This window comes from Shewanella nanhaiensis, assembly GCF_019457885.1.
Classification (GTDB): Bacteria; Pseudomonadota; Gammaproteobacteria; order Enterobacterales; family Shewanellaceae; genus Shewanella; species Shewanella nanhaiensis.
This window is the reverse complement of sequence record NZ_JAHZST010000001.1, coordinates 208,225-233,996: the sequence shown is the minus strand read 5'-3', so window position 1 is coordinate 233,996 and position 25,772 is coordinate 208,225. Positions and strand designations below refer to the sequence as shown.

The window sequence follows — 25,772 nt, the reverse complement described above, 5'->3', positions numbered from 1 at the left end:
TGATAAAAAAGGCTAACGAATAAGTTAGCCTTTTTTAATTCTGTAACTCAAAGCACATATGGGCTAATCTCAGGTGGTGTATTTTTTTTGAGTATGTCAATAACAGTAAAAGGTGTAGAAATAGGATGTCGGGAAACAGTATTGGTCAAAATTTCGTGGTGACAACATTTGGTGAAAGCCATGGTGTCGCTTTAGGCTGTATTATTGATGGGTGTCCTCCAGGGCTGGAACTCAATGAAGCTGATATGCAGCACGACCTAGATCGTCGACGTCCAGGTACTTCACGTTACACCACTGCAAGGCGAGAGCCTGACGAAGTTCGTGTGTTATCCGGGATATTTGAAGGTAAAACAACGGGCACTTCAATCGGTTTAATGATTGAAAATACGGATCAGCGCAGTAAAGACTACTCAAATATTAAAGATCTATTCCGTCCAGGGCATGCGGATTATACTTACCAGCAAAAATATGGATTAAGAGATTACCGTGGTGGTGGGCGCTCATCTGCACGTGAAACTGCCATGCGTGTTGCAGCTGGCGCTGTGGCTAAAAAGTACCTTAAGCAAGTTCACGGTATAGAGATAAATGGTTTCCTTTCACAACTTGGTCCGATTAAGGCTGAGACCTTAGATTTTTCTCAGATTGAACAGAATGCTTTTTTCTTCCCTGATCCGTCAAAACTTGATGAGCTCGACGAGTATATGAGAGATCTCAAGAAGAGCGGTGATTCTATTGGCGCCAAAGTCAGCGTGGTTGCAACTGGTGTGCCCGTGGGGTTAGGTGAGCCTGTTTTCGATAGGTTAGACGCCGACATCGCCCACGCTCTTATGGGGATTAATGCCGTCAAAGGTGTCGAGATTGGCGATGGTTTTGAGGTTGTGACTCAAAAAGGGTCTGAACACAGAGATCTAATGTCTCCAGAGGGGTTTGCTTCTAATCATGCTGGTGGCATTTTAGGCGGGATATCTTCCGGTCAGCCTATTGTGGCTCATATCGCCATGAAGCCCACATCCAGTATCAGTATCCCTGGTGAAAGCATCAATGCCCAAGGAGAGATTGCTGAAGTTGTCACTAAAGGTCGTCATGATCCTTGTGTGGGGATCCGCGCAGTACCCATTGCTGAAGCGATGTTGGCAATCATCCTAATGGATCATCTGCTAAGACATAGAGCTCAAAATATGGATGTGAATAGTCAAACCCCGACTATTGGTATGCGTTAGTCTAGGTTTAGATTGAGAAAGGGCGCTTTAGGCGCCTTTTTTACTGTCTTTTTTCATGAATTATTTTTTAAACATCACTTACAGTTTCTACGCCATAAGGCTAAAATAGCGCGACTCTTTTTCTTAGATATAGCCCAATGAATCAAACCGCTCAGGTTAGCACACAGCTGCGTTGGATAAGCGCCTGTTATTTTTTCTTTTTTGCCATTTTAGGCGTGATGGTGCCATACCTTGGTGTCTTTTTTGAAAACCGTGGTTTTAACCCTCAAGAGATAGGTTTTCTGTTAGCTATCTTGATGGCGACTCGCATTGTTGCGCCTAACATCTGGGCCATGGTGGCGGATAAAACCGGCATGCGGGCTCAGTTGGTAAAGTGGGGGGCTGCAGCTGCCGCGGTGAGTTACCTCACTTTCTTCTATAACGGTAGCTTCACTTATCTGGCGATAAGCCTGACTATCTACACTTTCTTCTGGAACGCCATCTTGGCTCAGTTAGAGGTGATAACCTTAGAGACGCTTGGAGAAAACACCTCTCGTTATGGTGCCATACGCAGTTTTGGCAGTTTAGGTTATCTGGTTTTTGTGGTGGGTGTCGGTTTTGCTATCAGTGCCTGGGGCACCGAAATTTTACCTTATGTGGGGATGGCTTTGTTTATTGGCTTGCTCTTAAGTGCGTTACCACTGCCATCGGATAAAGTGGTGACTAAAAAGCGAGCTGAAACCCCTAAGTTAGTGCTGGATAAAGCGCTATTTTGGTTTCTGCTTTCAGCAACTTTACTGCAGATGAGTGCAGGTCCATTTTATGGCTTTTTTGTTCTGTATCTTAAACAATCTGGTTATAGCGAAGCCGTTGCTGGAATATACGTGGCCTTTGGGGTACTCGCCGAGATCTTAATGTTTATGTTGGCGCCTCGTCTATTAGGTCGATATGGCGTTAATCGACTCTTAATCGTGAGCTTAGGTTTTACCGCCATTCGTTGGCTGCTAATGGCCTTTTTTGTCGAAAGTTACCTTTTGTTAGGTGTAAGTCAGCTGCTGCATGCTTTTACCTTTGGCTTAGTGCATGCGGCGTCTATTCAGTTTGTGCATCGACATTTTGACATTAGTCATCGCAGTAAAGGTCAAGCGTTATATGCAAGTTTGAGCTTTGGGGTTGGTGGTGCGCTAGGAACTTGGCTTTGTGGCATGATATGGGGTGATGGGTCTGGTGCATCACTGGCTTGGGTGGCGGCATCTGTTTGTGCACTTATCGCCATGTTAGCCATATTCTTTATACCCAAACCCAATGCAGAGAAGAGTCGGGCTTAAGAGCAGACTTATTATAAATTGAACAAGGATACTCAATGACAATTCGATTTCGTTTAGGTTTGATCATCAACCCCTTGGCCGGTTTAGGGGGGAGCGTTGCGTTAAAAGGCAGCGATGGTGTGGCTGATGAAGCGCTTGCTCGAGGAGCAGAACCTAAATCTCATTTGCGAATGCAACAAGCGCTAGAGGTTATTTTGCCCTATCGAGATCGGATTGAGATCATTACGGCGTCAGGCCCTATGGGTGAGAACTTAGCCATAAAGATGGGGTTTGATGTCAGGGTTGTACATAGGGTCGGTGAAGAGACGGAAGCCACCGATACCCAAGCTGTAGTAAAGGTGCTCTTGGAGGAGACGCTGGATCTGCTTCTGTTTGCCGGTGGAGATGGAACTGCGCGTGATATCTATGAAGTCGCTGGTGATAATTTACCTGTTCTTGGTGTACCTGCTGGGGTGAAAATCCACTCAGGAGTATATGGGATCACTCCTCACGCATCGGGAACCGTGGTGAAGATGCTACTTGATGGTGAACTTGTCAGTTTGATGAATGCCGATGTGATGGATATCGATGAAACCGCATTTAGACAGGGGACAGTTAAAGCACGCCGTTTTGGCGAGATGCTTGTGCCTGCAGAGCCGAGATATATTCAGTCGGTGAAGATGGGTGGAGTCGAAGTTGATGAGCTGGTGCTACTCGATATTGCCGCTGAAGTACTCGATACCATGGAAGATGAGCTGTATATCATGGGCTCAGGTACCACAGTTGCGGCTGTTATGGATGAGCTTCAACTGGACAACACCTTACTGGGTGTCGACTTGGTACGAGACAGAGAGTTAGTGTCATCGGATCTCAGTGCTGCACAGCTGCTTGAACAAACCTTAGATCAGCCTGTAAAATTGGTTATTACCCTAATTGGCGGTCAAGGTCATATATTAGGACGGGGAAACCAACAACTCTCCAGCGAGCTGATAAAAAGGGTCACAAAGGAGAATATTATTATCCTAGCGACCAAAACTAAGCTAAAAGCACTTGAAGGACGCCCATTAATTGTGGATAGTGGCGACCCAGAATTAGATAGAGCACTGTGTGGCTATTATCGAGTTATTACGGGCTTTCATGATCATGTGATGTATCAGGTGGCAAATCCTGATCTGTTATAGTGATCAAACTGTAATATGAAGAATATGTTGTAGCTTGCTATGACTGCATCTGTTGTGAATAAAGAGAAAGCGGAGTGATTAATGTTAGAGCAGTATGAAACAACCTTGTATGAGTGGATTGAAGATATTGTCGCTCAAGGTAATGAAGATGCCCTGTTTGCCAGTGGCTATCTGCAGGGACATTTCGCTGTGGCGATTTCACAACTTGAAATTGAAACAGAGCAAGACCTATCAGCGTTAAGCCAGAAGATGGATGTGTGTATGGAGCTGGCTAAGCAAGAGTTAGGCGATACAGATTATGCGTTAGTAGATTCTGCATGGAAGCAACTTAGCGACAGATTAGCGGCGTGAGTGCGGACAGTAAATATCTAGCGCAAATAGGGCTTGTTAATCCTAAGAGTCCAACGAATGTTGGCGGTATTATGCGCGCTGCTGGGTGTTATCAGGCTGATGCAGTGCTCTATACCGGTAAGCGATATGAGTTGGCTGCTAGAAATGGTAATGCCCAATACAACACTGATACGAAAAGAGCAGGGCAGCATATTCCACTTCAAGCCGTGGAGAGCTTACTTGCAGCGAAAGCGGATGATGTGAAGCTGGTTTGTGTTGATCTTGTGGTTGGCGCAATTTCACTACCTGAGTTTGTTCATCCCGACAAAGCCCTATATGTGTTTGGCCCAGAAGATGGCACCATAGGTCAAGAGATAATCGATAATGCAGACGCTGTAGTTTATGTTCCCACTGTAGGTTGTATGAACTTGGCGGCATCGGTCAATGTTCTGCTCTATGACAGGCTTGCTAAGTTAGGTGGTTTAGATGCTAATGATGAGCTGATTAAGCGTAGCCGAGATACAAATAACAGAGTTAAAGTAAAATCTTGAACTCTTGATTGTTAACAGATAATAAAAAACCCAGCAACTGCTGGGTTTCTTGTTATTTGGGGTAAATATTTATACCTAAGCTAGCTCAAATATACTATTAATCTAAGCGACAATTTAATAGATCGTCACCATTTAACCTACATTCAACTTCAACCCACTTACCGTCAAACTGAGCTAGCGAGTTATCCGATGAGGTGTAGTTCCATAAACTGTTGTTGCTAACAGGGCCCTCTAAACTGATCTCAGTCTCTTTTATCTCACGTTCAATCTCTTTGATTAACCAGTGAGCAGGCGTTAGTGCTGTGGCTTTGACTTCAATGCCTTCCACTTCAACCCACATATTGTTTAACATCGCTTCGGTAAGACCATCATCGAAGTGAGTTGCTGCGTCGATAACAAACTCGGTGCCATTGATGGTCACGATACCATTGCTTAACGTTGCAGAGCCTTGGTTTGAAAACTCTCTTGCTTGAGTTACTGGGATTTCTGGTTGCTGGTTTTCAAAATCAATGTTGGTTGCCACTAGGCCTGAATTACTATTGACCATATCAACATCAACTTGGTTACCACTTTTCAGATCTGTTTTAACGCCATCTTCAAATTTTGTGTTGGTGGTAACCTGTATCTTTGTACGGTTGTCTATCTCAAAATAGCTTAGCTCTGAGTTGACCCAAGTGATAGTGCCTTCAATCTCAACACCGTCATAGTCAGTATCATTTTCAACATCTATCTTGGCTGCAACGAAGTGACTGTTCTCAAAATTGCCATCAACTTCAACCCATTGACCATTTTTCAGTATGTCACCATCTTCAATAGTGGCATTACTGTATTCAACTTGCATTGAACCGATGTTAAACTTGCTCGCAGTTGTATCAAGCTGTGAAATACGACCTTCTACTTCAGCATGAGTGAGTATTGGAGCTTGGTTGACTGAAGATACAGACCAAGTGCCATCGGTTTGTTGTAGGGCTGAGATCATCACCCAGCTACCAACTTGGATATCGCTGTTAAGTGCTGAGAATGTAAAAGTGGTACCGTTAACCACTAACTTATTCCCCTGAACTTCAGACACAACACCAGCAATAGCTGGATTTAGTTCGATATCGGTTGCTTTACCTTTTAAGGTTTCCACTTCAACTTGAATGCCAGGCGTTAGATCTGCAAGTTCAAGGGTGTTGTTTTCATAGTTAATGGGTGTGCCTGCAGTTTGCAGTGTGTAGCCATTGACAGTGATTGTTTGGTTGGCGGTAGAAACTGCTTCAACCGATCCAAAAATTTTTGCTGGTGTTGTTGGCGCTACTGGGATCTCAGGTGTTGTACTACCGCTATCGCTGCTACCGCCGCCACAACCGACAACGAATGTCGCGAGAATGCTCGCCAATAATAGATTTTTTGCATTTGCAGATTTCATGCTTGTCATACCTTAATTAATTGAGGTTGAGGATATGCTGAGCATAATATCGAGATAGGTGTGAAGAGATCGTGAAGGAAAACGTGAATTTCATGAAAGTTTTAATTGTTGAAGATAATCATAATGTCTCTGAAACGATTGCTGATTATTTAGAACTTGAAGGTGTCGCTATAGATTGTGCCTATCATGGAGAGAGTGCGATTAAACTTATTAGTGATAACCATTATGATGTGATTATCATGGACATTATGATGCCAAAGCTCGATGGTATCTCGACAGTCAAAAAGTTGCGTCAGGAGCTGTTTTGCCCAACGCCAATTCTATTTCTTACCGCTAAAGATCACCTAGAAGATAAAGTTGCCGCATTTAAAGCGGGGGGAGATGATTATCTGCTGAAGCCCTTTGCTATGCAGGAGCTGAGTTTGCGACTTCACGCTCTGAATAATCGTGGGCCTAGACGTGACGTTGGTCAGCTCAGTTATGCGGACATAGTGATTGATATCAGTACCGATAAAGTGAGCAGAGCTGGCTTGCCAGTTAAGCTAAGCCGTACTCAACTTAAAATTTTAAAGTTACTCGTTAAAAATGCCCCTGCGATAGTCAGTAGAAAAGAGATCATACAAGCATTGTGGGGAGATGAATCACCCGACAGTGATTCGCTTCGAAGTCATGTTTATGGATTAAGAACCGCGCTGGATAAAGGCTTTAGCGAGTCGTGTTTGGAAACCTTGCATGGAAAAGGCTACAGAATTAAAGCATAAACCTTTATAGAGCAGCATCAATAGCGAGTGAAAGATGGATAAGATCCCAGCAGCAGACCACAGTCATTTCCCCAGTTTTTATTGGAAAATTCGCTGGAGCTTTGGCTTGATGACCTTGCTTATTTTTAGTCTATTTTGGTCACTTATCTATTTTGCCGAAGATAGACTTGAAGTCTTGAGTCTTCATCATTGGCTCGATACCGAGGCCAGTCAATATACTAGGGATTTTAGTAGGTTGGGTTTTGCGACACCGCTACCCAACCCATCGGAATTTTCCACCTATTGGAGTGAAGAGGCGTTACCAGTTTGGCTAACTCAATACACTCAGTTGGGCTTTTTTGAGCACTTAATTGGCACAGAAGATAAACATTTTATTGTGAGCAAACATCCATCGGGAAGAGGTTTAATGTATATCGTCTTTCAAGACGATGCCGATGATTACTTGGATAGCTATGAGGCCGATCTTCATTTTCTGACGTTATTCTTAGGAGGCTTCCTAACCTTAGCCATGCTGCTTTATGGCCTCTATTTTGTCAGAACTCTGTCGAAGCCTTTGGCTAAAATTCAGGAAAAGGTCAGTCAAATGCCACCAGGTAATGCGCTATTCAATGTTGAGACTAAGTTTCGTGAAACGAGAGAGATTGAGAGTACGCTGCTCGAAAGTAAGATTAATATCAGTAACTTTTTTAAGCGAGAGAAGGAGTTTAGCCGTTTTGCTTCCCATGAGTTAAGAACGCCTATTATGGTGATAAAAGGCTCAACTGAGTTACTGCAGAAAGTACCTGATCTTCCCCATATAGCCACTAAGGCGATTGCCCGTTTAGAGCGCGCCAGTGATGAGATGGAGCTACTTACCGAGACATTTTTACTCTTAGGAAGGGCTGCTATTGAGCCAAGGTATATGGCGACTCATTCGCTGGAGTTGATATTGACTAAGCAGATAGATGAGCTGGCGCTGTTGTTTGCTAAGAATAATGCAGGGTATAAACTCAGGGTGAGTCAGCCTAGCAAAGCCCATGCGCCAGAGAGCTTTATTGCCGTGATCATTAATAATCTGATTAAGAATGCCTTTAGTTACAGTGTTGGTGATATCGATATTGGGCTAACTGGGACTGAGCTTAGAATATGTAATCGCCACGATGGGCATGATCTGTATAACGAAGGCTATGGCTGTGGTTTAGTGATTGTCGAGCGAATTTGTGAGCGGATGGTTTGGCAATTTGAACATGAAAATACCCCAGAGCAATATATTGCAGTTGTTAACTTTTCATCCGCAGAGGGAGTAAAAAGAAGTTAGAGGGCTTTGCCCTTGATGAGTTTACGCATCCACATACGATTTGGGTTAAGCAGTTCCAGTGTTGCGCTATCGAGTGGGATTATCTCACCACAAAGCTGCGCCGCTAACGCTTCTGCCGCAAGGGGACCAGAGGTTATCCCGCGAGAGCCAAGCCCACCTAGAATAAACAGACCTTGATGGATTGGCGCTGGTGTCTCTCGCCAATATTTGATGCTCTCCTTAGTATGTTGATGGTCTTGATAGTTTAGCGAGATCTCATCAAAATTCGGTGCACATCCCATCATAGGGGCATGATCACGGGTCACCATTCTGACGCCGACTCTGGCACTGTGGTCGCTAATATCAACATCTTCAGTCCAGGCTTTCCCTAAGTAACTCTGTTTTACTTTCTCAAGGTTCTCGGCCTGTTCGCTTGGGCTGTAGTCGAGATGCTCTGGGTTTTTTATATAGCTAGCGCCAGTGCAGTGAACGCCGTTATTTTGAGGCGTAAGGTAACCATGAGAGCAAAGTACAGTATTCAGTTTCAGTAGTTCATTTCGAGCAGGAATATGGCTCACTTGACCTCTGAAGCCAGTAGCGGCCAGTTGCTTGCTTTGATTAAATTGATTCAGCCCCTGACCATTGGCCAGAATTAAGGTATTGAATGGGCCAAATATCTGTTCATCTCCTGTATCTACAGTGGTTTTATGTAGGTACCACTTCCCCTCTCTTTGCTCGATTCGCTTAATATCGGTATTAAAGTGGGCACTCACATCACTAAGCTGAGCCGCTTTATCGAAAGCTGCTTGAGTGAACTCATGGGGACATATCCAGCCACCTAGAGGATAAAATATGCCCGCCTTATCGATATCTATGCCTGCGAGGTTACTCGACTCATGACGATCAACGCCATGGGCTATCTGCTTATTCCAGGGCTGCGCCGTGATTATCTTCTCCAACCGCGCGCTGCTACGTTGATCAAAACCCGTTTGCAGTACGCCGCAAAAATCGTAGCCTACATTAAACCCATCCTTAATTAAGGATTGCAGTCTTCGACGACTGAAGAGGTAACCTTGCTGGTAATAATGGCTTAAGTGGCCATTATCTGGGGTGAGTAGAGGATAAACCGCGCCCTGTTTATTTCCTGAAGCTTGCTGAGCCAGTGATGAGTCGTTGCAAAAAAGGCGCACGGTTTTATTGCGCTGTGCTAAAGAGAGGGCTAAGTGCGAGCTGGCTACGCCACCTCCAATAATGGCAAAAGTATCCGCCTCTGAACCTGTTTTACTGCTTGCCTGAACCACTGGTGTGTAGAGTGAAGCTTGAGCTTGTTCATGTCTAAGGGCTTTTCGCTCCTGCAGACAGATATGAGTATCTAAGCGGCTTAAGTTCGAGGAGGGCTTTGATGCGGCCTCTGTGTCTTGAGACTTGCATGAGAGCAGCGAAAAACCTGTTTTATGGCACAGTTGGCGAACCTCTTCATCTTGTTTAAGGTTGAAGTTGTAAATTGGTGCGCTATCTCGGCTGACCTTTGCCATCTGCCATAACAAGGCCTGACTTATCTCTTGCTCTGTACTATTTTCAACTTTGTTTGAGTTAGCTTGGCTGATGGACCAGAGGTCGAAAAGGGGGCTTCTGTCATCATCTGAACCATCACAAACTGGCAGGCGCATACTCTTAAGAGAGGCGATGGGGGAGTCCAGATAGAGATCGATAATAAATCGGCCATCATCAAATATTAGCCTTTGACAGCCTAATATTTCGATAGGGTTTGCTTCCGCCAGTGCTTGAACAAGTGCAGCCTGCTCCGAACTAAGAGGTGTGTAGTTGATAAGCTGGGAAATAAATAGAGGTAGAGTATCGAGTTGGGCTTCGAACACCTTAAGTTTGATACGCACAGAATCGGGGGCGGATGATAGCCAAGAATGAACGGCCAAAAGCTGCTTGACAGAACCAAGGCCTAACTGACCACAGATTAGGCTCTGCTTTTGTGCAACTATGTCGGATAATAAACGGTTAAATTGGCTGAAATCAGCTGTTTCTTGGTTCATTTGGCTCTTTTTCTCACATTCTTGGGTCAATGAATTTACTCTGCGTCGCATATTAGGCATTATTTTACCTATGTTTATGGAAAGCTGACCACTTAATTAGGGCAAAAGCGATATTATAGCCCCAGCAAATTGGTACTAGATGTACAGAATGTACAAAATGGATAGTAAATAATGAAAAGAGTCGTGATCACCGGACTTGGCGTCGTATCAAGTATTGGTAATAACAAGCAAGAAGTCACAGAGTCACTAAAAGCTGGCCGTAGTGGTATAACTCACTCAGATCAATTTGAAGAGATGAAACTCCGCAGCCATGTTTGGGGCGATATTAAATTAGACCCTAAAGAGCACATAGATCGTAAAGCCCTTCGCTTTATGGGTAATGCTGCTGCTTATGCGTATATCGCGATGGCTGAAGCCATTGAAGATGCAGGTCTAACTGAAGAGCAGTATTCAGATCCTCGTGTTGGGATAATCGCTGGTACCGGTGGTGCATCTTCTGCTAACCAAGTTCAAGCCGCAGACACGCTTCGTGAGAAGGGCGTGAAGCGCGTTGGACCTTACATAGTACCTCGTATTATGTCGAGTACATCTAGTGCGTGTTTGGCAACACCATTTAAAATCAAAGGCATGAACTACTCAATCAGTTCTGCTTGTGCAACCAGTGCACACTGTATCGGCCATGCGGTCGAACTTATCCAGATGGGTAAGCAAGATATGGTCTTTGCTGGTGGCTCTGAAGAGGTCGACTGGACTTTGACCATGGGCTTTGATGCTATGGGCGCACTGTCGACTAAATATAACGATACGCCTGAAAAAGCTTCTCGTACCTATGATGCAGACCGTGATGGTTTTGTTATCTCAGGTGGCGGCGGTATTGTCGTTGTTGAGGAGTTAGAGCATGCCCTAGCTCGTGGCGCTAAGATCTATGCTGAAGTCGTTGGTTATGGTGCATCTTCTGACGGTTATGACATGGTGGCTCCATCAGGTGAAGGTGCAGTGCGTTGTATGCAGATGGCACTTGCCGATGTAAATACGCCGGTTGATTATATCAATACACACGGTACATCGACACCTGTTGGTGATATGCGTGAGCTTGAAGCGTTACGTGAAACTTTCGGCGAGAACCTACCTGCTATCGCATCAACTAAGTCTTTGACTGGTCATGCATTGGGTGCAGCTGGTGCTCATGAGGCTATCTACAGCCTGATCATGATGGAGAATAATTTCATCGCACCAAGCATCAACATAGATAACTTAGATGAGAAAGCTGCGGGTATGCCAGTGGTGACAGAGTACCGTGAAGTGGAGCTTAACACTGTGATGAGTAACAGTTTTGGTTTCGGTGGTACGAACGCTACTTTGGTAATGAGCAAATACAAGTAAGCTTTTCATGTGAAGGTTTTATTGGGCATTAGCTCATTGCTAATGCAACAAAAAGGGAGCTTAGGCTCCCTTTTTCGTTAAATGGTGAAAGGAATTAGCTTATTGGCGTTAGCCCTGCGTATTGCACACCGCTAAGGTGAGCCATCTCTCTGTGCCAAGTGGCGAGATCGTCCCTGTTAAAATCACTCAGACTATGGTGACCGCAAGCGCGAGCCATCACTTGCATCAACTCCACTGAAGCGTTGAAGAAGTTAGCCAGTTGTTGTGATGACTTCTCTACATTGAGACGTTGACGCAGATCCGCTTTTTGAGTCGCAATGCCAGCAGGGCAGTTATTGGTGTTACACATGCGCGCAGCCACACAGCCTATGGATTGCATCGCGCTATTGGAGATGGCAATGCCATCCGCGCCAAGGGCCATGGCTTTGACAAAGTCCATTGGGACACGTAATCCACCTGTGACGATTAAGGTTACACGTCCACTGACACCTTGCTCATCTAGATATCGGCGGGCTCGAGCTAATGCGGGAATGGTGGGGACGCTGATATGGTCGCGGAACATCTCTGGCGCCGCACCAGTGCCGCCTCCGCGACCATCGAGGATAATGTAATCGGCGCTGGCATCGAGGGCAAACTGAATATCACGCTCAATATGGTTGGCACTGAGCTTAAAACCGATGGGCACGCCGCCACTCACCTCTCGAACACGGTCGGCGAAACGTTTAAAGTCGCAGCTTGAGTTTAAGTTGGTGAAGGTTGGTGGCGAGATTGCTGATTGTCCTTCAGGTATACCGCGCACTTGCGATATTTTTCCTTTGTTTTTGACACCTGGTAGGTGACCTCCGGTACCAGTTTTTGCCCCTTGTCCTCCTTTAAAGTGAAAGGCTTGAATGGAGTGCATCAACTCCTCTCTATAGCCAAACTGGGCGCTGGCTAACTCATAAAAATAACGTGAGTTAGCGGCTTGCTCCTCAGGAAGCATGCCTCCTTCACCTGAACATATCCCCGTTCCTGCCAGCTCGGCTCCTATGGAGAGCGCGGTTTTGGCCTCTTCTGAAAGTGCGCCGAAACTCATGTCTGAGACAAACAGTGGGATCTTCAATTTCAATGGCTTACGTGCCTCTGGGCCGATAATGAGTTCGGTTGAAACCGCTTGGTCTTCGAGCAAAGGTTTAGTGGCCATCTGGGCTGTCATGATCTGTAGATCATCCCAGTGGGGAAGTAAGTGTCTAGGTACTCCCATTGAGGTCATAGGGCCGTGATGTCCAAGCTTTGACAATCCATCTCGTGCTAGCTGATGAATAAACTCAACTGTGGGTTCTTCAATGGTTGCTTTAGCTGCTGGAGAGCTATTGCTGTCTGCTGCGTTCGTTATTCCTGGTCCTTCACTGCCGACTTGGCTCGTTGTGAACTGTTTGTGGCTGCCATCACAAAAAGGAGCATTGGCCGTGTGTTTACAGGCACATAAAAAGGCTTCACCATCTTGCTCTGCGGTAAATGCTTTAGGCTTAAATGAGGTGCCAGCATGAGAGCCGTCACAAAATGGCTGACTTTGAGATTTTCCACAGGCGCAAAAGTAATACTCTTCACCCTTGTTTAGTTCAACCTTCTTTGGTTTATTATCTGCAATAATAGGTTTGCTCATACCTGCTCCAGCGTTGCGTTCGGTTTGTAAGGGGGGGACTGCATAGTACGACCTTCTGATACCTTTGGTGTTACAGAGTGAGATCTGGCTCTGTTAGGTATTCTGCTTGGCGTATCTACCCAAACCACTTCAATTTATAGTGTTATTGTTTTCTTCACACTCTTTAACCTAGGGCAAGAGTGAAAAATGTGCAATCCCTGTTTTCTCTCTTAAATGGGTTAGCGTTTGAGAAAATAAATCGTTTTTAGTGAACTATTTTCCGAGTTGCTCGGTCTTATCATTATCGCTCTCAGTGTCTATGTCCTCGAGAGCCATTAGAATGTGATTTATCTCTAGCCATTAGGGGCTTTTTTACTAAGATGTTTGCCAGACAGCCAGGAAAAGCAAGAAGTTGGACGGTTATCGTGTTTACCGTGCTGACACTGTTTTGTTTAACTCAAAACAGTGGCGTAATTGAGCGTTTGATCAATCATGGAGTTCATAAGGAGCCTGCTAATTCGGCGGTCTCTTTGTCGAGTAGCACCTCAGAAGTAAGTTCAGAACTGAGCAGTTTTGAGTTTAAAACTTGCGAGTTATCAGAAAAGTCGATGCGCTTGTGTAGTGATGTCGAAAGTCCAGTTGTCCTACTTGCACTTCTATTCGTTTTAGCCTTAATTTGTGTCTTACCTAGAGGCACTCATCTCTCTCCTGTTTTACGTCAACAAGGAAAACCTCGGCGAATACATCTGCACCTTTGCCGTTTTCAGGAATAAACACGAGCTTCTCCCATTAATTATAACTTTATGATCTCTCATTTATTGTTTATTCGATAAATGAGGTAATTCTATTATTTATTCATTTATTATCTACTTAGATTGGTGAATATGTTGAGTCTGTTCTGTGTTCTCGTTACAGAATGGATATCGGAGAAGGCGTTGAAATATTTAAAAATGATATTAGGTTTCTGGTTACTCCTACTATCCTCATCGGTGTTTGCTCAGAGCACGGGTTGGATAGACAATCCTAATCATCCACCGGTAAAGATTCGATTTATGCTGACGGGGGAGTTCGATCCTGTCTCGAAAAGCTTACCGGCAGTACTGGAGGTTAAACTTGAGGATGATTGGAAAACTTACTGGCGCAGTCCAGGAGAGGGAGGAATTGCACCCAGTATAAAATGGGATGATTCTAGTAATCTGAGCCATGTCGATTGGTCATGGCCCGTTCCTGAGCAGTTTTCATTGCTTGGATTACAAACCTTAGGCTACAAGGGGGATGTGGTTTTCCCTCTGCTTCTTACCTTAGATAATGTTAATGCCGATACTCATCTTAACGGTAAAGTTAGGCTGTCTTCTTGTACAACTATCTGTGTGCTAACCGATTATCAGATTGAATTAGATATCAATTTTGACACGTTAAAGTCTGATCCCGAAGCCATGTTTGCCTACAACAAGGCAGTCTCTAAAGTGCCAGTGAAACTCGATGAAGATGAGTCTGCTTCTTTAATTGATCTCGGTTGGGACAGTGCTAAATCGCAATTACAGATTGTGCTAAAGGACTCTCAGTGGCAACGACCTGAGATAATGATTGATGGCGAACCTGACACTGTGTTTAAGCTCGATAGCCTAAATCGAGTTGAGAGTGATACGGGAAGCCAACAATGGGTGGCAACATTCAATGGCGAAAGCTGGCTTGGTGAACCTGAGCTGTTAGGCAAAGCACTTAATATTACTGTCGTGGACGCTCAACGCGCACTTGAGTATTCAGCGCCTGTGCAGGAAACACTCATCGTGGGGAGCTCCACTTCAATCTGGACCATGATGTTGTTTGCCCTGCTTGGTGGCCTTATTTTGAATGTCATGCCTTGTGTTTTACCTGTCTTAGGCATGAAACTCAGCGCTATTGTTGCCACTCCTAACCTCGAACGCAGACAGATCCGTCAACAGTTTCTCGCTTCTGCCTTAGGAATATTGGTGTCATTTTGGTTATTGGCAGGCTTCATTTTAGTGCTCAAGTTCACCGGGCAGGCAATAGGCTGGGGCGTGCAGTTCCAAAATTCTTGGTTTATCGGCTTTATGGCGTTGGTGACCTCTGTTTTTGCACTGAATATGTTAGGGGCATTTGAGATTAATCTACCCTCAAGTTTTCAAACTAAGCTGGCAACGACTGGGGGCAATGATAACCGTGGTCATTTTCTGCAGGGGATGTTTGCGACCTTGCTTGCTACCCCCTGTAGCGCTCCTTTCTTAGGAACCGCAGTGGCATTTGCATTTGGGGCTCCGGTTGCTGGGTTGGTGGTTATCTTTACCGCACTTGCCTTGGGAATGGCGCTGCCTTGGTTGCTTGTTGCTGCATTCCCTCAGGTAGCAAGGTATTTTCCTAAGCCTGGTCGCTGGATGAACATGGTTAAAGTGCTCTTCTCTGGAATGCTGTTAATCACAAGTTTGTGGTTAATTAGTCTGCTAACCAGTTTTATCTCTGCTACTTACCTATGGATTCTTGCCGCTGTTTTGATCTTTATTTTTATGTTCATCATGGCGAAAAAATATGGCTTACCAGCGCTTATTGCGACTTTTAGCATAGGGTTGATATTCGCTGCGATTGCTGCGTTTATGACCTCTGATAATTGGGCAAAGCCTTTGCCAACGGATCTTCACTGGACTCCTTTAAATGAAGAGTTAATTGCTAAGCAGGTTGCAGAGGGTAAGACGGTTTTTGTTGATGTTACGGCCGACTGGTGCATCACCTGTAAGGCCAATAAGGTTGGCGTGGTGCTGCAAGATCCTGTCTATAGCTTACTTAAGCAAGATAACATTGTGACCATGAAAGGTGATTGGACCACGCCTTCTGCTGAAATTACTGACTACTTACAGAGTCACAATCGTTTTGGAGTCCCCTTTAACGTGGTGTATGGGCCTAATGCTCCTGAGGGGATAGAGCTACCCGTTATCTTATCCGCTAAAGAGGTTGTAGATGCTATCGAAAGAGCGTCTGGCTCTTAGTGACTATTGGGCGTGAGTGTGCTTTAGCGGTAGTGCTCTCGCCATGTTTATTGAGTTTGATGCCTGATGTCATCAAAGCAAATATTTTGGCCTTGATTGATGTTTATGTTAATTGAGGCCAACGGATTAGGAAATATTAAGATGTTATTTTCAGATAGAACAGAAACAGTGGTTAAAAGTAAGCAAGGTGCGTTAAAAAAGGCCACAGATATGGCAGTCACTTTATTAATGGGCGTCACTCTGCTTTCGTGGGGCACGTTAGCCCATGGTGAAGTGACGAGCTTAACTGGGCAGCAGCAAGCGGATGTCAAAGCAATCATTAAAGATGCGCTAATCAATGATCCTGAACTGTTGAAAGAGGCCATTATTGCTTTGCAAGTCCGCGAGCAACAAGGGGCTAATGCAGTTAGAGAGAGCACTTTGAACAGCCACAAGAAAGCCCTGTTTGAAACCAAAACAGATCCCTGGAAAGGTGCGTCAGATCCTGAAATTACTATGGTTTACTTTACCGATTTTAACTGCCCTTACTGTAAAAAATTGGAGCCATCATTAGATAGGCTGGTAAAGGAGTTTCCCCAACTAAAGATCATTATCAAAATGGTACCACTGCAGGGAGAAGCATCTGAAGAGGCTGTCGCTTTAGCGCAAACGGTTTGGCTTAATGAGCCTAGCAAATACCTAAAGTTAAAAGAGGTATTGATGTCTAGCCCACGTAAGCTTGATTCTGAATCAATCGCTAAAGTCGCCAAGCTAACCGGCACTGAGAAATGGCTGAATAATACAGACGAAGCCGTTAATCAGCAGGTGAAAGATAATGTTAATTTGATGATGACGCTAGGCCTTAGAGGCACTCCTGCTATGATTTTTGGGGATAAAGTGATACCAGGCTTGGTTACTTATGAGGTGCTTAAAGAGCAACTTGAAGAGGCGATAGAGGCACAGGAGTAATATGATGCCAGAGAAATTGAATACGGCTGGGGTGGGCTTTTTGTCAAAGATTTGGGGATGGGGTAAGCAACTGGCCCTGTTTATCCTCTTTGCGATTGTTATCACGGCAGTGATGGATATCTGGCGTGGTAGAGATATCCCTAGGGATAACTTGCCAGATATCAAGGGAGTGAGCCTCACTGGCAGTGATATTGATATCAAGGCGATGAGTCAAGATCAGGCGGTGCTTGTGTATTTCTGGGGAACTTGGTGCCCAGTATGTAACTTTGTCAGTCCAGCGGTTGATACCATGGCAAACATCTACCCTGTGGTAAGTATCGCAATGAATTCAGGCCCCGATGATAAAATGTCCCAATACTTATCCCATAAAGGCTATGAGTTTGAGACTATTAATGACAGTAATAATGAGATCGCACGGGATTGGTCAGTGCAGCTCACGCCAACCTTGATGGTGTTTAAAGATGGAGAGTTAATTCATTACACCACAGGTTTCACCAGTTTGCCCGGCATGTGGTGGCGAATGCTGTTGAATTAGGTGATGCGTTAATAGAGTAAAACTGACGGTTGAAGGCTGGTACTTATGGTATCAGCCTTTTTGTTACTTGCTTGTTATTACTGATGAAAACTGACTCTGTAATCTTTATCTATGGTAAAAGTTAAGGTGTTGCCGAGCTCTGAGCTTAGCTTATCTGATGCTTGGTAGTTAAGTTGCCCTTGCGCCACGATACCGCCTTTATTTGAGACAAGCTGGTAGGTGATAAGTCCCGATTTTTTTTGCGGTGAAAAGTAGATCGACTGTCGGGTATGGGAGGGGATTGGAGAGAAGGTTATTTGACTGTTAGGTAGGGTAAAATTAAGCGCTGCATAGCTTTTTGCAGAGTCATTACTTAAGGTGATCTTGGGCGTTAAAAAGTGGTAAGCGATGGCACTTAATATGATGATGAAACAAAAAGTGAGTCCAAGTTTTTTTACCATAATGTTAGAGCCAAAATTTTATACTGATTGCTATTAATGTTTTAACGTTTTTACCTACAGTTAATTTGATTAGGTTAACCGATTTTAGTTCCATGAAAAACAGTCAAAGGTATGGATTATTACCATTGATTTTATGGCTATACCGGTATTTTATTTGGGTTTTAAAATCATTAAAAATAGGGCTGGAATATAGAAAGTAGGGAGAAAACTTGTTCTAAATCAACTTTAAGGTGAGAAATGGATTTCAGATGAATATTTTTAGTGATGAGGTCGGTCTGCTAAATTAAGAGTTGAGCCGAGTCACCAGATAAACGGCTTTAGTATTTAGTAAACAAGGGTATTCTTATGCTAAAAAGAGTCAAACAGTTAAATATTAAAGGATTAATCTTAATTGGCATGATGACCATCTCAGGCTTGTTGGCGGTGAATGCCGAGCCTTTGGCTGTGGAGAGGTTAGCACCAGATTTCTCCCTATCCCGTATTGATGGTAGCCAGTTTAACCTCAGTGATTTTAGAGGTGAAAAGTCTGTTTATCTGATTTTTTGGAATACTTGGTGTGGCCACTGTATGAAAAAGGTGCCTAAGCTGGTTGAGATCCAGTCTGAACTTGGTGAGCAGGTTGAGTTACTGGCTATCAATACCAGTTGGAGTGACAGCTTAGGTGAGATAGAGCAATTTAAAGCACGATTTAATCCAAACTATGCTATTGCCTTTGACCGCGACGCAGATATCACGCGTCGATATGGTGTGATCGGTACACCAACAGGCTTTTTAATTGATATCAATGGCATGATTAAACAAGTTGATGGGATCACTCATACCTTAGCGGCCAATCTTGATTCGTGGAATACCATCAAACCAGCACGTAATGACAGGACGTTAGGGGTCACTTGTCAGCAGCATAAACAGGGAAGTAATAAGGAGACGGCATGTTAAAAATGGCCAAAGCTAAGTTGGAGAGAGGCTCAAATAAACCCGCTTATATCACTGCTTATGGGTCGGGACTTAACCGTCGAGCCTTTTTAAGACAAACTGGTGCCGCTGCTGTTTTACTTGGGCTGATAGGCGCTAAACCCAATATCTTACAAGCACAGGAGAGTGAGTCGAGAGTGGGAGGGTTTACTGAGTTCACTCCTCTAGCGGTGACTCTTGTTAAAGCGGTGCAACTTCAGTTGTTTCCCGATGATGGAGACGGTCCTTCATCGGAGCAGTTAAATAGCTTCCAATACCTGATATGGGCATTGGAAGATCCTGAAAACCAAGCCGATGGTGATAAGGAGTTTATTTTACAGGGAGTTGGCTGGCTAGAGGAGTTAGCAAAATCCACCCATGGCACGAGCTTTATTAAGCTCAGTATCAAAGATCAAGACACTGTTCTAAAGCAGATAGCTAAGAGTCGGGCAGGAGAGAACTGGCTTTCTCTGCTGCTCTATTACTTGCTTGAATCTCTCACGTTAGATCCTATTTATGGGGGCAATCCTGATGGGATAGGCTGGCAGTGGTTGGAGCATCAGCCTGGGTTCCCTAGACCTGTCAAGGGAAAAACCTACCTAGACTTTAGTTGATAATACTGGTGAGCATTATATGAAGCAGAGTAGAAAGTTTGATATCTGTATTATTGGTAGCGGTGCGGGCGCAGGTCCCATTGCTTATGAGCTTGCGAAAGCTGGGTACAAGGTTGGTGTACTCGAAAAGGGAAAATGGTTTAAAGAGACTGATTTTTTCAAGGATGAGCAGTTAGGTCGCCATAGTGTATTTCGTTCTCAGCTTAAGGATGAGCGGCATACACTTGAGGAGCCTAATGGCGACGGGAGCTGGTCATCAGATACCACCTCACAGTTTTGGGGAGGGAATATTGTCGGCGGTGCCTCTAACTTTATGAGTGCGTATTTTCATCGTCTTAAACCGCAAGATTTTAGGTTAGTTTCTGAATATGGCAATATTGAGGGAGCAAATACCGTCGATTGGCCAATCAGTTACGATGAACTGGAGCCTTATTACACAAAAGTAGAGCAACTTGTTGGCGTGTCGGGCAAAGTGGTTGAGCATCCACATTTAGAGCCCCGCTCGACTAAGGAGTTCCCCTTTCCCCCTACGGCTGAACACCCAGTTGCACAACGATTCGATACCGCTTGTAAAGGCTTGAATTTGCATCCACTCCCAATGGCGCGTGGCATTCTGTCTCATCCTTTTAATGGCCGACTAAGTTGCGAATATTCTGGATATTGCGGCAGCTATGGTTGTCACTCTGGAGCCAAAGCGAGTTCGCGAGCTGCTTTGTTAGACACAGCGATTAAAACTGGAAACTGCTACATAGTCACTCAGGCTAAGGTGTACAGGCTCAATACCGATGACTCTGGTAAGGTCAACTCGGTGGATTACTTTGACCTTACTGATAATGATAAGAGCGTTCGAGTGACAGCGAACATTTTTGTGGTGGCTTGCTACGCCATTGAAAGTTCACGCCTGTTGCTAAGCAGTCAGGGGGAGAAGCACCCTGATGGTATTGGGAATAGTCACGGTCAAGTCGGCAAGAACCTACATTGCTGCGCTGGGGGCACAGGTCACGGTGTGTTTGAGCTAGACAAGTTAAAGGAGCTAGAAGCGAGACAACTTAAAACTCGAGGGCCTTTTTTCAACCGTGCTTTGCAAGACTGGTACGAGATTGATGATAAAAGCGTATCCGATAAGCCGATAAAAGGGGGCACACTGGATTTTGTGTTTGATCCTCCGTCTCCAACCTCTGAGGTGTCTGGTCTCAAATGGCAGGGAGAAAACCTGTTATGGGGGACGCCACTTAAACAGAGGATAAAGTCACATTTTACTCAATCTAAAGACTTTAAGTTTGAGGTTTTTTGCGATTGGTTGACCAATGATGAGTGCTATGTGAGCCTAGATCCCGATGAAAAAGACAGGTGGGGACAGAGTGTGGCTAAGGTGCGGGCAGGTTTTCATCCCCATGATGAGAAGGTGGCGCAATACCTGGTTGATCGCGGCGTCGAGGTGATGAAAGCCATGGGGGCGCATGAGGTGTGGGGGAATGTGTTTACTCAGCCAACCTCTAATTTGGTCGCGGGAGGATGCCGTTTTGGTGACGATCCAACAACCTCGGTGCTAGATAGAAACTGTCGGGTACATGATTGCGATAATCTCTATGTGACGGATGGTAGTTTTATGCCAAATGGCGGCTCTGTCACGCCTACTTTCACCATTTATGCAAATGCGTTTAGGGTAGCCGATAGCATTGTAAAACGCCTTGCTAAGGGCTAGTTAATTCATCTGTTAAGTTACTGTTTATTTGATATACGGCCTTTATTCTGTAAAGAATAAAGGCTCGATTTTTGGTGCATCTTTCGATGGGATTAAGGTGTCTATCTGATCAAAGTCTAACATTGCGGCCATGGCATAACAGCCATCTTTCATTTTAACGGCTTGATACAATGGGGTTGATTTAAAACCTATTTTCGCAAACACAACTCTAGTGGCTGGTGTTACGACCATGTAGACATACCTTATATTTTTGCTGCGACAGTAGTTTTGCAAATATGAGAGGAGCAGGTGAATAGGTGGATAATTATCAACCTTTGTTTTACCTCTGTGGGAGGATTTAATCAGTAATCGAGACACTTCACAGGCGTTAACATCTTGAGGTGTCGGTGCGCCGTCTGGCAGTAGTTGATTGAAGATGGTGTTGATCATCCAAGGGCTATTATGATGATGAATTCTTAAATATCCTGTCGCTTGCCCACGAACAAAGAGGCCTAAATGGGTGGTTGTATTATCAAAATTATCGTACTCTTTTTTATCTTCTGGGCTTCCAACCCAGGCTAGCTCACGGCAAAACACTTCTGCGCGTAACTGGTGTAACTTGTCCATCTGTTGAGTCGTTGGATTGTGTGTTATTTGGTAATGAGAGGATGTATCTACTTGAGAAGGGAGGTTATTACTTTTGTTAAATCGTGTTGAGTCAGCTTGATTCAATTCCTGCATAGCTTTATTAATCTGTGATCACTATTTAGAACGATTACACCCTCATAGTAAATGTTAGGATACTGTTCGATCGGACAGTATCCATAGGTATTGATTTATTAATTACCCTACAACCAATAAGGATAATTAAGTTGTTTATAGATATTTATTATCTGCTAAATTATATTTTTATCTGGCTTGATAGTGTTGTTTTTAACCTATAACTAATTAGTTAAAGGAAACTATATTCTGTTTACTTTGCATCTTATCTTATTTGGTATTAATTTATGGCATTGACAGGTATCGATAGAGAGATCTATCGTCAGGGTGGTACTTTAATTGGTGTTTTATATTTTGTGACCGCAGTGACCTAGCAGACAAAATATTCAATTGAAGAGTGATTAATGATGAGATTGCAAGAAGATAGCGCGCACTTTCTAAATATTAAACAGGTTTCAGATGTGTACCATATGTTTAGCTCATCCTCATCTTCTGATGAGATGATGCTATGCGTTAAAGCATTACAGAATTTGTTAGAGGTCGATGGGGTTGCATTAATCAACCTTATTCTCCGCCCCGATCATACAATCACCATTGAGAGGGTTGTAAGTTCAGGTTTTGGTTTTGAGAGTAAAAGTGTGGAGTGGGACAATATATACCAGAAGAAAAAATTTCAATATATTGACCCCGTTGTGAGCTGCTCTGCATCCTTCAGACGATCCTTTAATTGGGCATCAGTGCCTTCGATGATCACTCTGTCAGAGGTTCAGTTTAATTTTCTTGAACGGGCGCAAGAGATGGGGTTAAAAGAGGGGGCTAGCATAGGATCTTTTTCAACTCGGCAGATATATAAAGAGTTAACTATCACATCTGTCTGCGGTTGCTCCTTAAACCCAGAGCAGCTGGCAAGCTTAGAGTTAATCAATGCCGTTTCAGCACAGGCAATGAAACGTTTAATACTTCCTGCCGAGAAGTTGACCGGAAGGGAGAGTGAGATACTGGCATGGTCATCTGAAGGCAAGTCATCATGGGAAATAGGTATGATCTGCTCAATCACTGAAAGAACGGTGAAGTTTCATTTGAAAAATATTTATAAAAAATTAAATGTTCAAAATAGAGCTCAGGCGATTGTTTGTGCAATTAGGTTAGGGCTAATTTAGTTTAGTTGATATTGAGGTTGTTTAAATAACTTACCTGTCTAATGGAACAGTTATGTTTGTATATGCTCTGCTGGATAATTATTCCGTAGTATATTTGTTTATCTATCCCTAGATATTCAGATAGTGAATTAATTTAGAATTGATTAATTTCTGGCTTGTTATTTTATTATTGACTTTATCATCGTAAATAAAATTAATGAGTTATATAGTGATTACTCATCCTCTAAATAAGTTATTCTTTAACACTACTCTTTACCCGCTCAACCTTCTAGAGCGGGTTTTTTTTGTGTTTAAAATATCATCTCAACTACATATTCAGGCTGTAACACAATAACCTAGCGTAGGGGGCTACATTATACCTATGGGTATTATTTCTCTTGGTTTATTATCCAATGACTCAGTAAGCGAACGCCATGTCCAGTACCTCCAGCCGGTGTCACGCCTTTATCTTTTGCTGCAAGTGCACTGCCTGCAATATCTAGATGAGCCCACTTAGTATCACCTGTAAATTGCTGTAGGAATACCGCAGCGGTTGTAGCTCCAGGTCCGCCATAGCCAGCATTTTTAAGATCGGCAATTGGACTCTTGAGCAGATCATCATATGCTAAAGGTAAGCGCCATACTTTCTCATCGACCGCTAGTCCTGATATTGTCAGTTCGTTGACAAGAGCATCATTATCGCTAAATAAGCCGGTATAACGCTTACCTAAGGCGCGAACTTTAGAACCGGTTAAGGTCGCGACATCGACCATCACCTCGGGTTGATAAAATTCACGGGCATACCAGAGAGCATCGGCCAGAATGAGTCGACCTTCGGCGTCGGTATTTAGTACTTCAACGCTTAACCCTTCGGCTGTCATCACCACATCACCTGGGGCAAAGGCGGTCTCAGAGACCATGTTTGCAGCCATTGCCATGATGGCAACCACATTGACATCGGCTTTTTGAGTCGCCATGGCTTTAACCGTGCCAAGAACCGCTGCAGCACCAGCCATGTCTGACTTCATACGAGATATTGAGTCTCCCGTCGCCTTTATATTGTAACCGCCCGAGTCAAAGGTTATCCCTTTGCCGACGAGAGCAATTGGTGCATCATTATTGCCTTTCCAGTGAGCAATAACTAAACGTGCCCCTTCTTGTGAACCACGGCCGACGGCATGCAGTGCGCCCATTCCAAGTTGCTTAATCTTTTTAGGCTCTAACACAGTGACTTTTACACCAAGTTTTTTAAGCTCTTTAGCTGCTGCGGCAAAGTGTACTGGGTTCATCTGAGTAGGCACTTCAGAGGTAAGATCTCTTGCTAAAAATACGCCTTGTTCAATCGCTGATAGCTGCTGATAATCAGCTGCTGCCTTAGCGGGATCTGCTACGGTGATGGTGTAGTTTTTCTCGGCAGGTTTCTTTTTCGATAGATACTTATCAAATTGATAGGCGCGTAGATTGATGCCGTGTGCAAGCTCTGAAGCGAAACTGGCATTGCTGTTTGAGTCCTTGACTCCTGCAGTTAAAATCTTGATGTTATTGGTTGAATACTGGCTTAAGTGAGCCGTTACTGACGCGCCAATGTGATTGACTTGGCCAGCACTCATCTCCTCCGTGCTACCTAATCCCATCACTACAAGACGTTTAGCTTCAATACCATTGGGCATTAATATTTCAACAATTTCATTCTTTTCACCTGTAAAGCCATCGAGCGCTAAGGCGGCTGAAATTTGTTGGTCAGATAAATTGTCGAGCCGGGTTAAATCATGAGAGCGCTGCTCGCCAGCTTGAAATACAATGAGTGTTTCAGCATCTTGACTCTTGCTGTGTTCCACAAATTTAAAGGTTTCTGCTTGTGCTGAAAAACCACTAAATAGCGCAATACTGATTGAAGCGGTTAGGGTAGTAGGAAGAAGAGTTTTTTTAGTTATCATAATTATCTCTATGCTAGACAAGGTGAAGATATTTAGCGGTAATGTTCACAAGTCGTGATCACTTTATTTACTAGTCTACAAAATGAAAGTTAGCCGAAGCTTAATGGGGTTATGCTTTTGGTAGTACATCATCTATACCCAAACTACTTCAAGGTGCAGGATTCAGCATGTCGAGAAGTGACAGAGTTCAAGGCATGAAATTATAGGACTAGTTATTCTAATTCAATATTTCATAACACAGAAAAATGTTGCTTCTCGCCATGCCCTTCGGGAGTTCCCGTAGAATCGCTGCACTGCGTTAGTGATATCAACAAGGGAATAACCATTATCCTCAATCACTGCCTTGTTCAACTATCCTACGGGGGCTCTGAAACGAGCACCTTGAGGTAGCTTGGGTATATTAATGATGGAAAATTTTTCAGTTTTATATAGTATGAAAAATGAACGACATCTGGTTTGCCAATATTCATACTGTTTATACTGGGTCTAGTGCCTAGATAGCCATCATTAGGAGTGCATTATGAGTCATACCTATAAGATTATTGAGTTAGTGGGTTCATCGCCTATCAGTTCAGATGATGCGATAAAGGAAGCGATCAATACGGCAGGGCAAACATTAAAACATCTTCGCTGGTTTGAAGTGGTGGAAACCCGGGGTCATTTAGAGGCAGGAGTGGTTGCGCACTGGCAGGTGACAATTAAAGTCGGCTTTACGCTAGAGGAGAGTTAGC

At 44.0% G+C, this 25,772-nt stretch carries 23 protein-coding genes; 17 read left to right on the top strand and 6 right to left on the bottom strand.

The window, feature by feature from the left end; genetic code table 11:
• Positions 1-125 precede the first annotated feature (125 nt).
• The 5 genes from aroC (at position 126) to K0625_RS00875 (ending at position 4,568) form a co-directional block, all read left to right on the top strand.
• Complete coding sequence (gene aroC / locus K0625_RS00895) at positions 126-1,220, top strand: chorismate synthase (protein ID WP_220107941.1); 1,095 nt, start codon at positions 126-128, stop codon at positions 1,218-1,220.
• Positions 1,221-1,357: 137 nt separating this feature from the next.
• Entirely contained in the window at positions 1,358-2,527 is a 1,170-nt protein-coding gene (locus tag K0625_RS00890; RefSeq protein WP_220107940.1) for an MFS transporter, read from the top strand.
• A gap of 35 nt (positions 2,528-2,562) precedes the next feature.
• Positions 2,563-3,687, top strand: coding sequence for an ATP-NAD kinase family protein (locus tag K0625_RS00885; RefSeq protein ID WP_220107939.1), 1,125 nt, complete (start codon positions 2,563-2,565; stop codon positions 3,685-3,687).
• 81 nt (positions 3,688-3,768) lie between these two features.
• The gene (locus K0625_RS00880; protein WP_012325621.1) at positions 3,769-4,038 is read left to right on the top strand and encodes a YfcL family protein; all 270 of its coding nucleotides are present in this window, start codon (positions 3,769-3,771) and stop codon (positions 4,036-4,038) included.
• Positions 4,035-4,568: an RNA methyltransferase gene (locus K0625_RS00875; protein ID WP_220107938.1), complete on the top strand. Its 534-nt coding sequence runs from the start codon at positions 4,035-4,037 to the stop codon at positions 4,566-4,568. Before K0625_RS00880 ends, K0625_RS00875 begins: the two co-directional genes overlap by 4 nt.
• Before the next feature lie 97 nt (positions 4,569-4,665).
• Here the strand turns inward: K0625_RS00875 and K0625_RS00870 are convergent, their stop codons facing one another.
• Positions 4,666-5,979: a DUF5666 domain-containing protein gene (locus K0625_RS00870; RefSeq protein WP_220107937.1), complete on the bottom strand. Its 1,314-nt coding sequence runs from the start codon at positions 5,977-5,979 to the stop codon at positions 4,666-4,668.
• Between the two features lie 92 nt (positions 5,980-6,071).
• Between K0625_RS00870 and K0625_RS00865 the strand changes: the two genes are divergently transcribed.
• Both K0625_RS00865 and K0625_RS00860 read left to right on the top strand, forming a co-directional pair.
• Positions 6,072-6,740, top strand: a complete 669-nt coding sequence (locus K0625_RS00865; protein ID WP_220107936.1) for a response regulator transcription factor — start codon at positions 6,072-6,074, stop codon at positions 6,738-6,740.
• Positions 6,741-6,774: 34 nt separating this feature from the next.
• Positions 6,775-8,037 carry a sensor histidine kinase gene (locus tag K0625_RS00860; RefSeq protein ID WP_220107935.1) on the top strand — a complete coding sequence of 421 codons (1,263 nt, stop codon included), beginning with the start codon at positions 6,775-6,777 and terminating at the stop codon, positions 8,035-8,037.
• Here K0625_RS00860 and mnmC1 read toward each other — a convergent pair.
• Positions 8,034-10,124: an FAD-dependent 5-carboxymethylaminomethyl-2-thiouridine(34) oxidoreductase MnmC1 gene (gene mnmC1, locus K0625_RS00855; protein WP_220107934.1), complete on the bottom strand. Its 2,091-nt coding sequence runs from the start codon at positions 10,122-10,124 to the stop codon at positions 8,034-8,036. The two genes, K0625_RS00860 and mnmC1, sit on opposite strands and share 4 nt — an antisense overlap.
• Before the next feature lie 111 nt (positions 10,125-10,235).
• On the opposite strand from mnmC1, the gene fabB reads away from it, so the two are divergent.
• Positions 10,236-11,447 (top strand): beta-ketoacyl-ACP synthase I, encoded by a 1,212-nt coding sequence (gene fabB / locus K0625_RS00850; RefSeq protein ID WP_220107933.1) that lies wholly within the window; start codon positions 10,236-10,238, stop codon positions 11,445-11,447.
• 94 nt (positions 11,448-11,541) lie between these two features.
• Here the strand turns inward: fabB and K0625_RS00845 are convergent, their stop codons facing one another.
• On the bottom strand, positions 11,542-13,092 hold the full coding sequence (locus K0625_RS00845; protein WP_220107932.1) for a glutamate synthase-related protein: 1,551 nt from the start codon (positions 13,090-13,092) through the stop codon (positions 11,542-11,544).
• A 359-nt stretch (positions 13,093-13,451) separates the two neighbouring features.
• Here K0625_RS00845 and K0625_RS00840 point away from each other — a divergent pair, with 359 nt between their 5' ends.
• The 4 genes from K0625_RS00840 to K0625_RS00825 all read left to right on the top strand — a co-directional run bounded on the left by K0625_RS00840 (position 13,452) and on the right by K0625_RS00825 (position 17,556).
• Positions 13,452-13,844, top strand: a complete 393-nt coding sequence (locus K0625_RS00840; protein WP_232846864.1) for a hypothetical protein — start codon at positions 13,452-13,454, stop codon at positions 13,842-13,844.
• A gap of 177 nt (positions 13,845-14,021) precedes the next feature.
• Positions 14,022-16,073, top strand: coding sequence for a protein-disulfide reductase DsbD family protein (locus tag K0625_RS00835; RefSeq protein WP_438944482.1), 2,052 nt, complete (start codon positions 14,022-14,024; stop codon positions 16,071-16,073).
• Positions 16,074-16,214: 141 nt separating this feature from the next.
• A complete protein-coding gene (locus K0625_RS00830; RefSeq protein WP_220107930.1) occupies positions 16,215-17,021 on the top strand; it encodes a DsbA family protein in 807 nt (268 codons plus the stop codon).
• A gap of 1 nt (position 17,022) precedes the next feature.
• On the top strand, positions 17,023-17,556 hold the full coding sequence (locus K0625_RS00825; RefSeq protein WP_220107929.1) for a protein disulfide oxidoreductase: 534 nt from the start codon (positions 17,023-17,025) through the stop codon (positions 17,554-17,556).
• A 77-nt stretch (positions 17,557-17,633) separates the two neighbouring features.
• On the opposite strand, the gene K0625_RS00820 is transcribed toward K0625_RS00825, so the two are convergent.
• A complete protein-coding gene (locus K0625_RS00820) occupies positions 17,634-17,996 on the bottom strand; it encodes a hypothetical protein (RefSeq protein ID WP_220107928.1) in 363 nt (120 codons plus the stop codon).
• 345 nt (positions 17,997-18,341) lie between these two features.
• Here K0625_RS00820 and K0625_RS00815 point away from each other — a divergent pair, with 345 nt between their 5' ends.
• The 3 genes from K0625_RS00815 to K0625_RS00805 are packed head-to-tail and all read left to right on the top strand — an operon-like array spanning position 18,342 to position 21,266.
• Positions 18,342-18,932: a peroxiredoxin family protein gene (locus K0625_RS00815; protein WP_220107927.1), complete on the top strand. Its 591-nt coding sequence runs from the start codon at positions 18,342-18,344 to the stop codon at positions 18,930-18,932.
• Entirely contained in the window at positions 18,926-19,561 is a 636-nt protein-coding gene (locus K0625_RS00810; protein WP_220107926.1) for a gluconate 2-dehydrogenase subunit 3 family protein, read from the top strand. Before K0625_RS00815 ends, K0625_RS00810 begins: the two co-directional genes overlap by 7 nt.
• Before the next feature lie 19 nt (positions 19,562-19,580).
• Complete coding sequence (locus K0625_RS00805) at positions 19,581-21,266, top strand: GMC family oxidoreductase (RefSeq protein ID WP_220107925.1); 1,686 nt, start codon at positions 19,581-19,583, stop codon at positions 21,264-21,266.
• A 42-nt stretch (positions 21,267-21,308) separates the two neighbouring features.
• On the opposite strand, the gene K0625_RS00800 is transcribed toward K0625_RS00805, so the two are convergent.
• On the bottom strand, positions 21,309-21,872 hold the full coding sequence (locus K0625_RS00800) for an acyl-homoserine-lactone synthase (protein WP_232846863.1): 564 nt from the start codon (positions 21,870-21,872) through the stop codon (positions 21,309-21,311).
• 497 nt (positions 21,873-22,369) lie between these two features.
• Here K0625_RS00800 and K0625_RS00795 point away from each other — a divergent pair, with 497 nt between their 5' ends.
• The gene (locus K0625_RS00795) at positions 22,370-23,125 is read left to right on the top strand and encodes a helix-turn-helix transcriptional regulator (RefSeq protein ID WP_232846862.1); all 756 of its coding nucleotides are present in this window, start codon (positions 22,370-22,372) and stop codon (positions 23,123-23,125) included.
• 368 nt (positions 23,126-23,493) lie between these two features.
• On the opposite strand, the gene K0625_RS00790 is transcribed toward K0625_RS00795, so the two are convergent.
• The gene (locus K0625_RS00790; RefSeq protein WP_220107923.1) at positions 23,494-25,041 is read right to left on the bottom strand and encodes a leucyl aminopeptidase; all 1,548 of its coding nucleotides are present in this window, start codon (positions 25,039-25,041) and stop codon (positions 23,494-23,496) included.
• A gap of 520 nt (positions 25,042-25,561) precedes the next feature.
• Between K0625_RS00790 and K0625_RS00785 the strand changes: the two genes are divergently transcribed.
• Positions 25,562-25,771: a dodecin gene (locus K0625_RS00785; protein ID WP_012325599.1), complete on the top strand. Its 210-nt coding sequence runs from the start codon at positions 25,562-25,564 to the stop codon at positions 25,769-25,771.
• Position 25,772: the final 1 nt, after the last annotated feature.

Coding starts and splice junctions, on each gene's coding strand:
- aroC (WP_220107941.1), top strand. CDS start 126: ATGTCGGGAAACAGTATTGGTCAAAATTTCGTGGTGACAACATTTGGT.
- K0625_RS00890 (WP_220107940.1), top strand. CDS start 1,358: ATGAATCAAACCGCTCAGGTTAGCACACAGCTGCGTTGGATAAGCGCC.
- K0625_RS00885 (WP_220107939.1), top strand. CDS start 2,563: ATGACAATTCGATTTCGTTTAGGTTTGATCATCAACCCCTTGGCCGGT.
- K0625_RS00880 (WP_012325621.1), top strand. CDS start 3,769: ATGTTAGAGCAGTATGAAACAACCTTGTATGAGTGGATTGAAGATATT.
- K0625_RS00870 (WP_220107937.1), bottom strand. CDS start 5,979: ATGAAATCTGCAAATGCAAAAAATCTATTATTGGCGAGCATTCTCGCG.
- K0625_RS00865 (WP_220107936.1), top strand. CDS start 6,072: ATGAAAGTTTTAATTGTTGAAGATAATCATAATGTCTCTGAAACGATT.
- K0625_RS00860 (WP_220107935.1), top strand. CDS start 6,775: ATGGATAAGATCCCAGCAGCAGACCACAGTCATTTCCCCAGTTTTTAT.
- mnmC1 (WP_220107934.1), bottom strand. CDS start 10,124: ATGCCTAATATGCGACGCAGAGTAAATTCATTGACCCAAGAATGTGAG.
- fabB (WP_220107933.1), top strand. CDS start 10,236: ATGAAAAGAGTCGTGATCACCGGACTTGGCGTCGTATCAAGTATTGGT.
- K0625_RS00845 (WP_220107932.1), bottom strand. CDS start 13,092: ATGAGCAAACCTATTATTGCAGATAATAAACCAAAGAAGGTTGAACTA.
- K0625_RS00840 (WP_232846864.1), top strand. CDS start 13,452: ATGTTTGCCAGACAGCCAGGAAAAGCAAGAAGTTGGACGGTTATCGTG.
- K0625_RS00835 (WP_438944482.1), top strand. CDS start 14,022: ATGATATTAGGTTTCTGGTTACTCCTACTATCCTCATCGGTGTTTGCT.
- K0625_RS00830 (WP_220107930.1), top strand. CDS start 16,215: ATGTTATTTTCAGATAGAACAGAAACAGTGGTTAAAAGTAAGCAAGGT.
- K0625_RS00825 (WP_220107929.1), top strand. CDS start 17,023: ATGATGCCAGAGAAATTGAATACGGCTGGGGTGGGCTTTTTGTCAAAG.
- K0625_RS00820 (WP_220107928.1), bottom strand. CDS start 17,996: ATGGTAAAAAAACTTGGACTCACTTTTTGTTTCATCATCATATTAAGT.
- K0625_RS00815 (WP_220107927.1), top strand. CDS start 18,342: ATGCTAAAAAGAGTCAAACAGTTAAATATTAAAGGATTAATCTTAATT.
- K0625_RS00810 (WP_220107926.1), top strand. CDS start 18,926: ATGTTAAAAATGGCCAAAGCTAAGTTGGAGAGAGGCTCAAATAAACCC.
- K0625_RS00805 (WP_220107925.1), top strand. CDS start 19,581: ATGAAGCAGAGTAGAAAGTTTGATATCTGTATTATTGGTAGCGGTGCG.
- K0625_RS00800 (WP_232846863.1), bottom strand. CDS start 21,872: ATGGACAAGTTACACCAGTTACGCGCAGAAGTGTTTTGCCGTGAGCTA.
- K0625_RS00795 (WP_232846862.1), top strand. CDS start 22,370: ATGATGAGATTGCAAGAAGATAGCGCGCACTTTCTAAATATTAAACAG.
- K0625_RS00790 (WP_220107923.1), bottom strand. CDS start 25,041: ATGATAACTAAAAAAACTCTTCTTCCTACTACCCTAACCGCTTCAATC.
- K0625_RS00785 (WP_012325599.1), top strand. CDS start 25,562: ATGAGTCATACCTATAAGATTATTGAGTTAGTGGGTTCATCGCCTATC.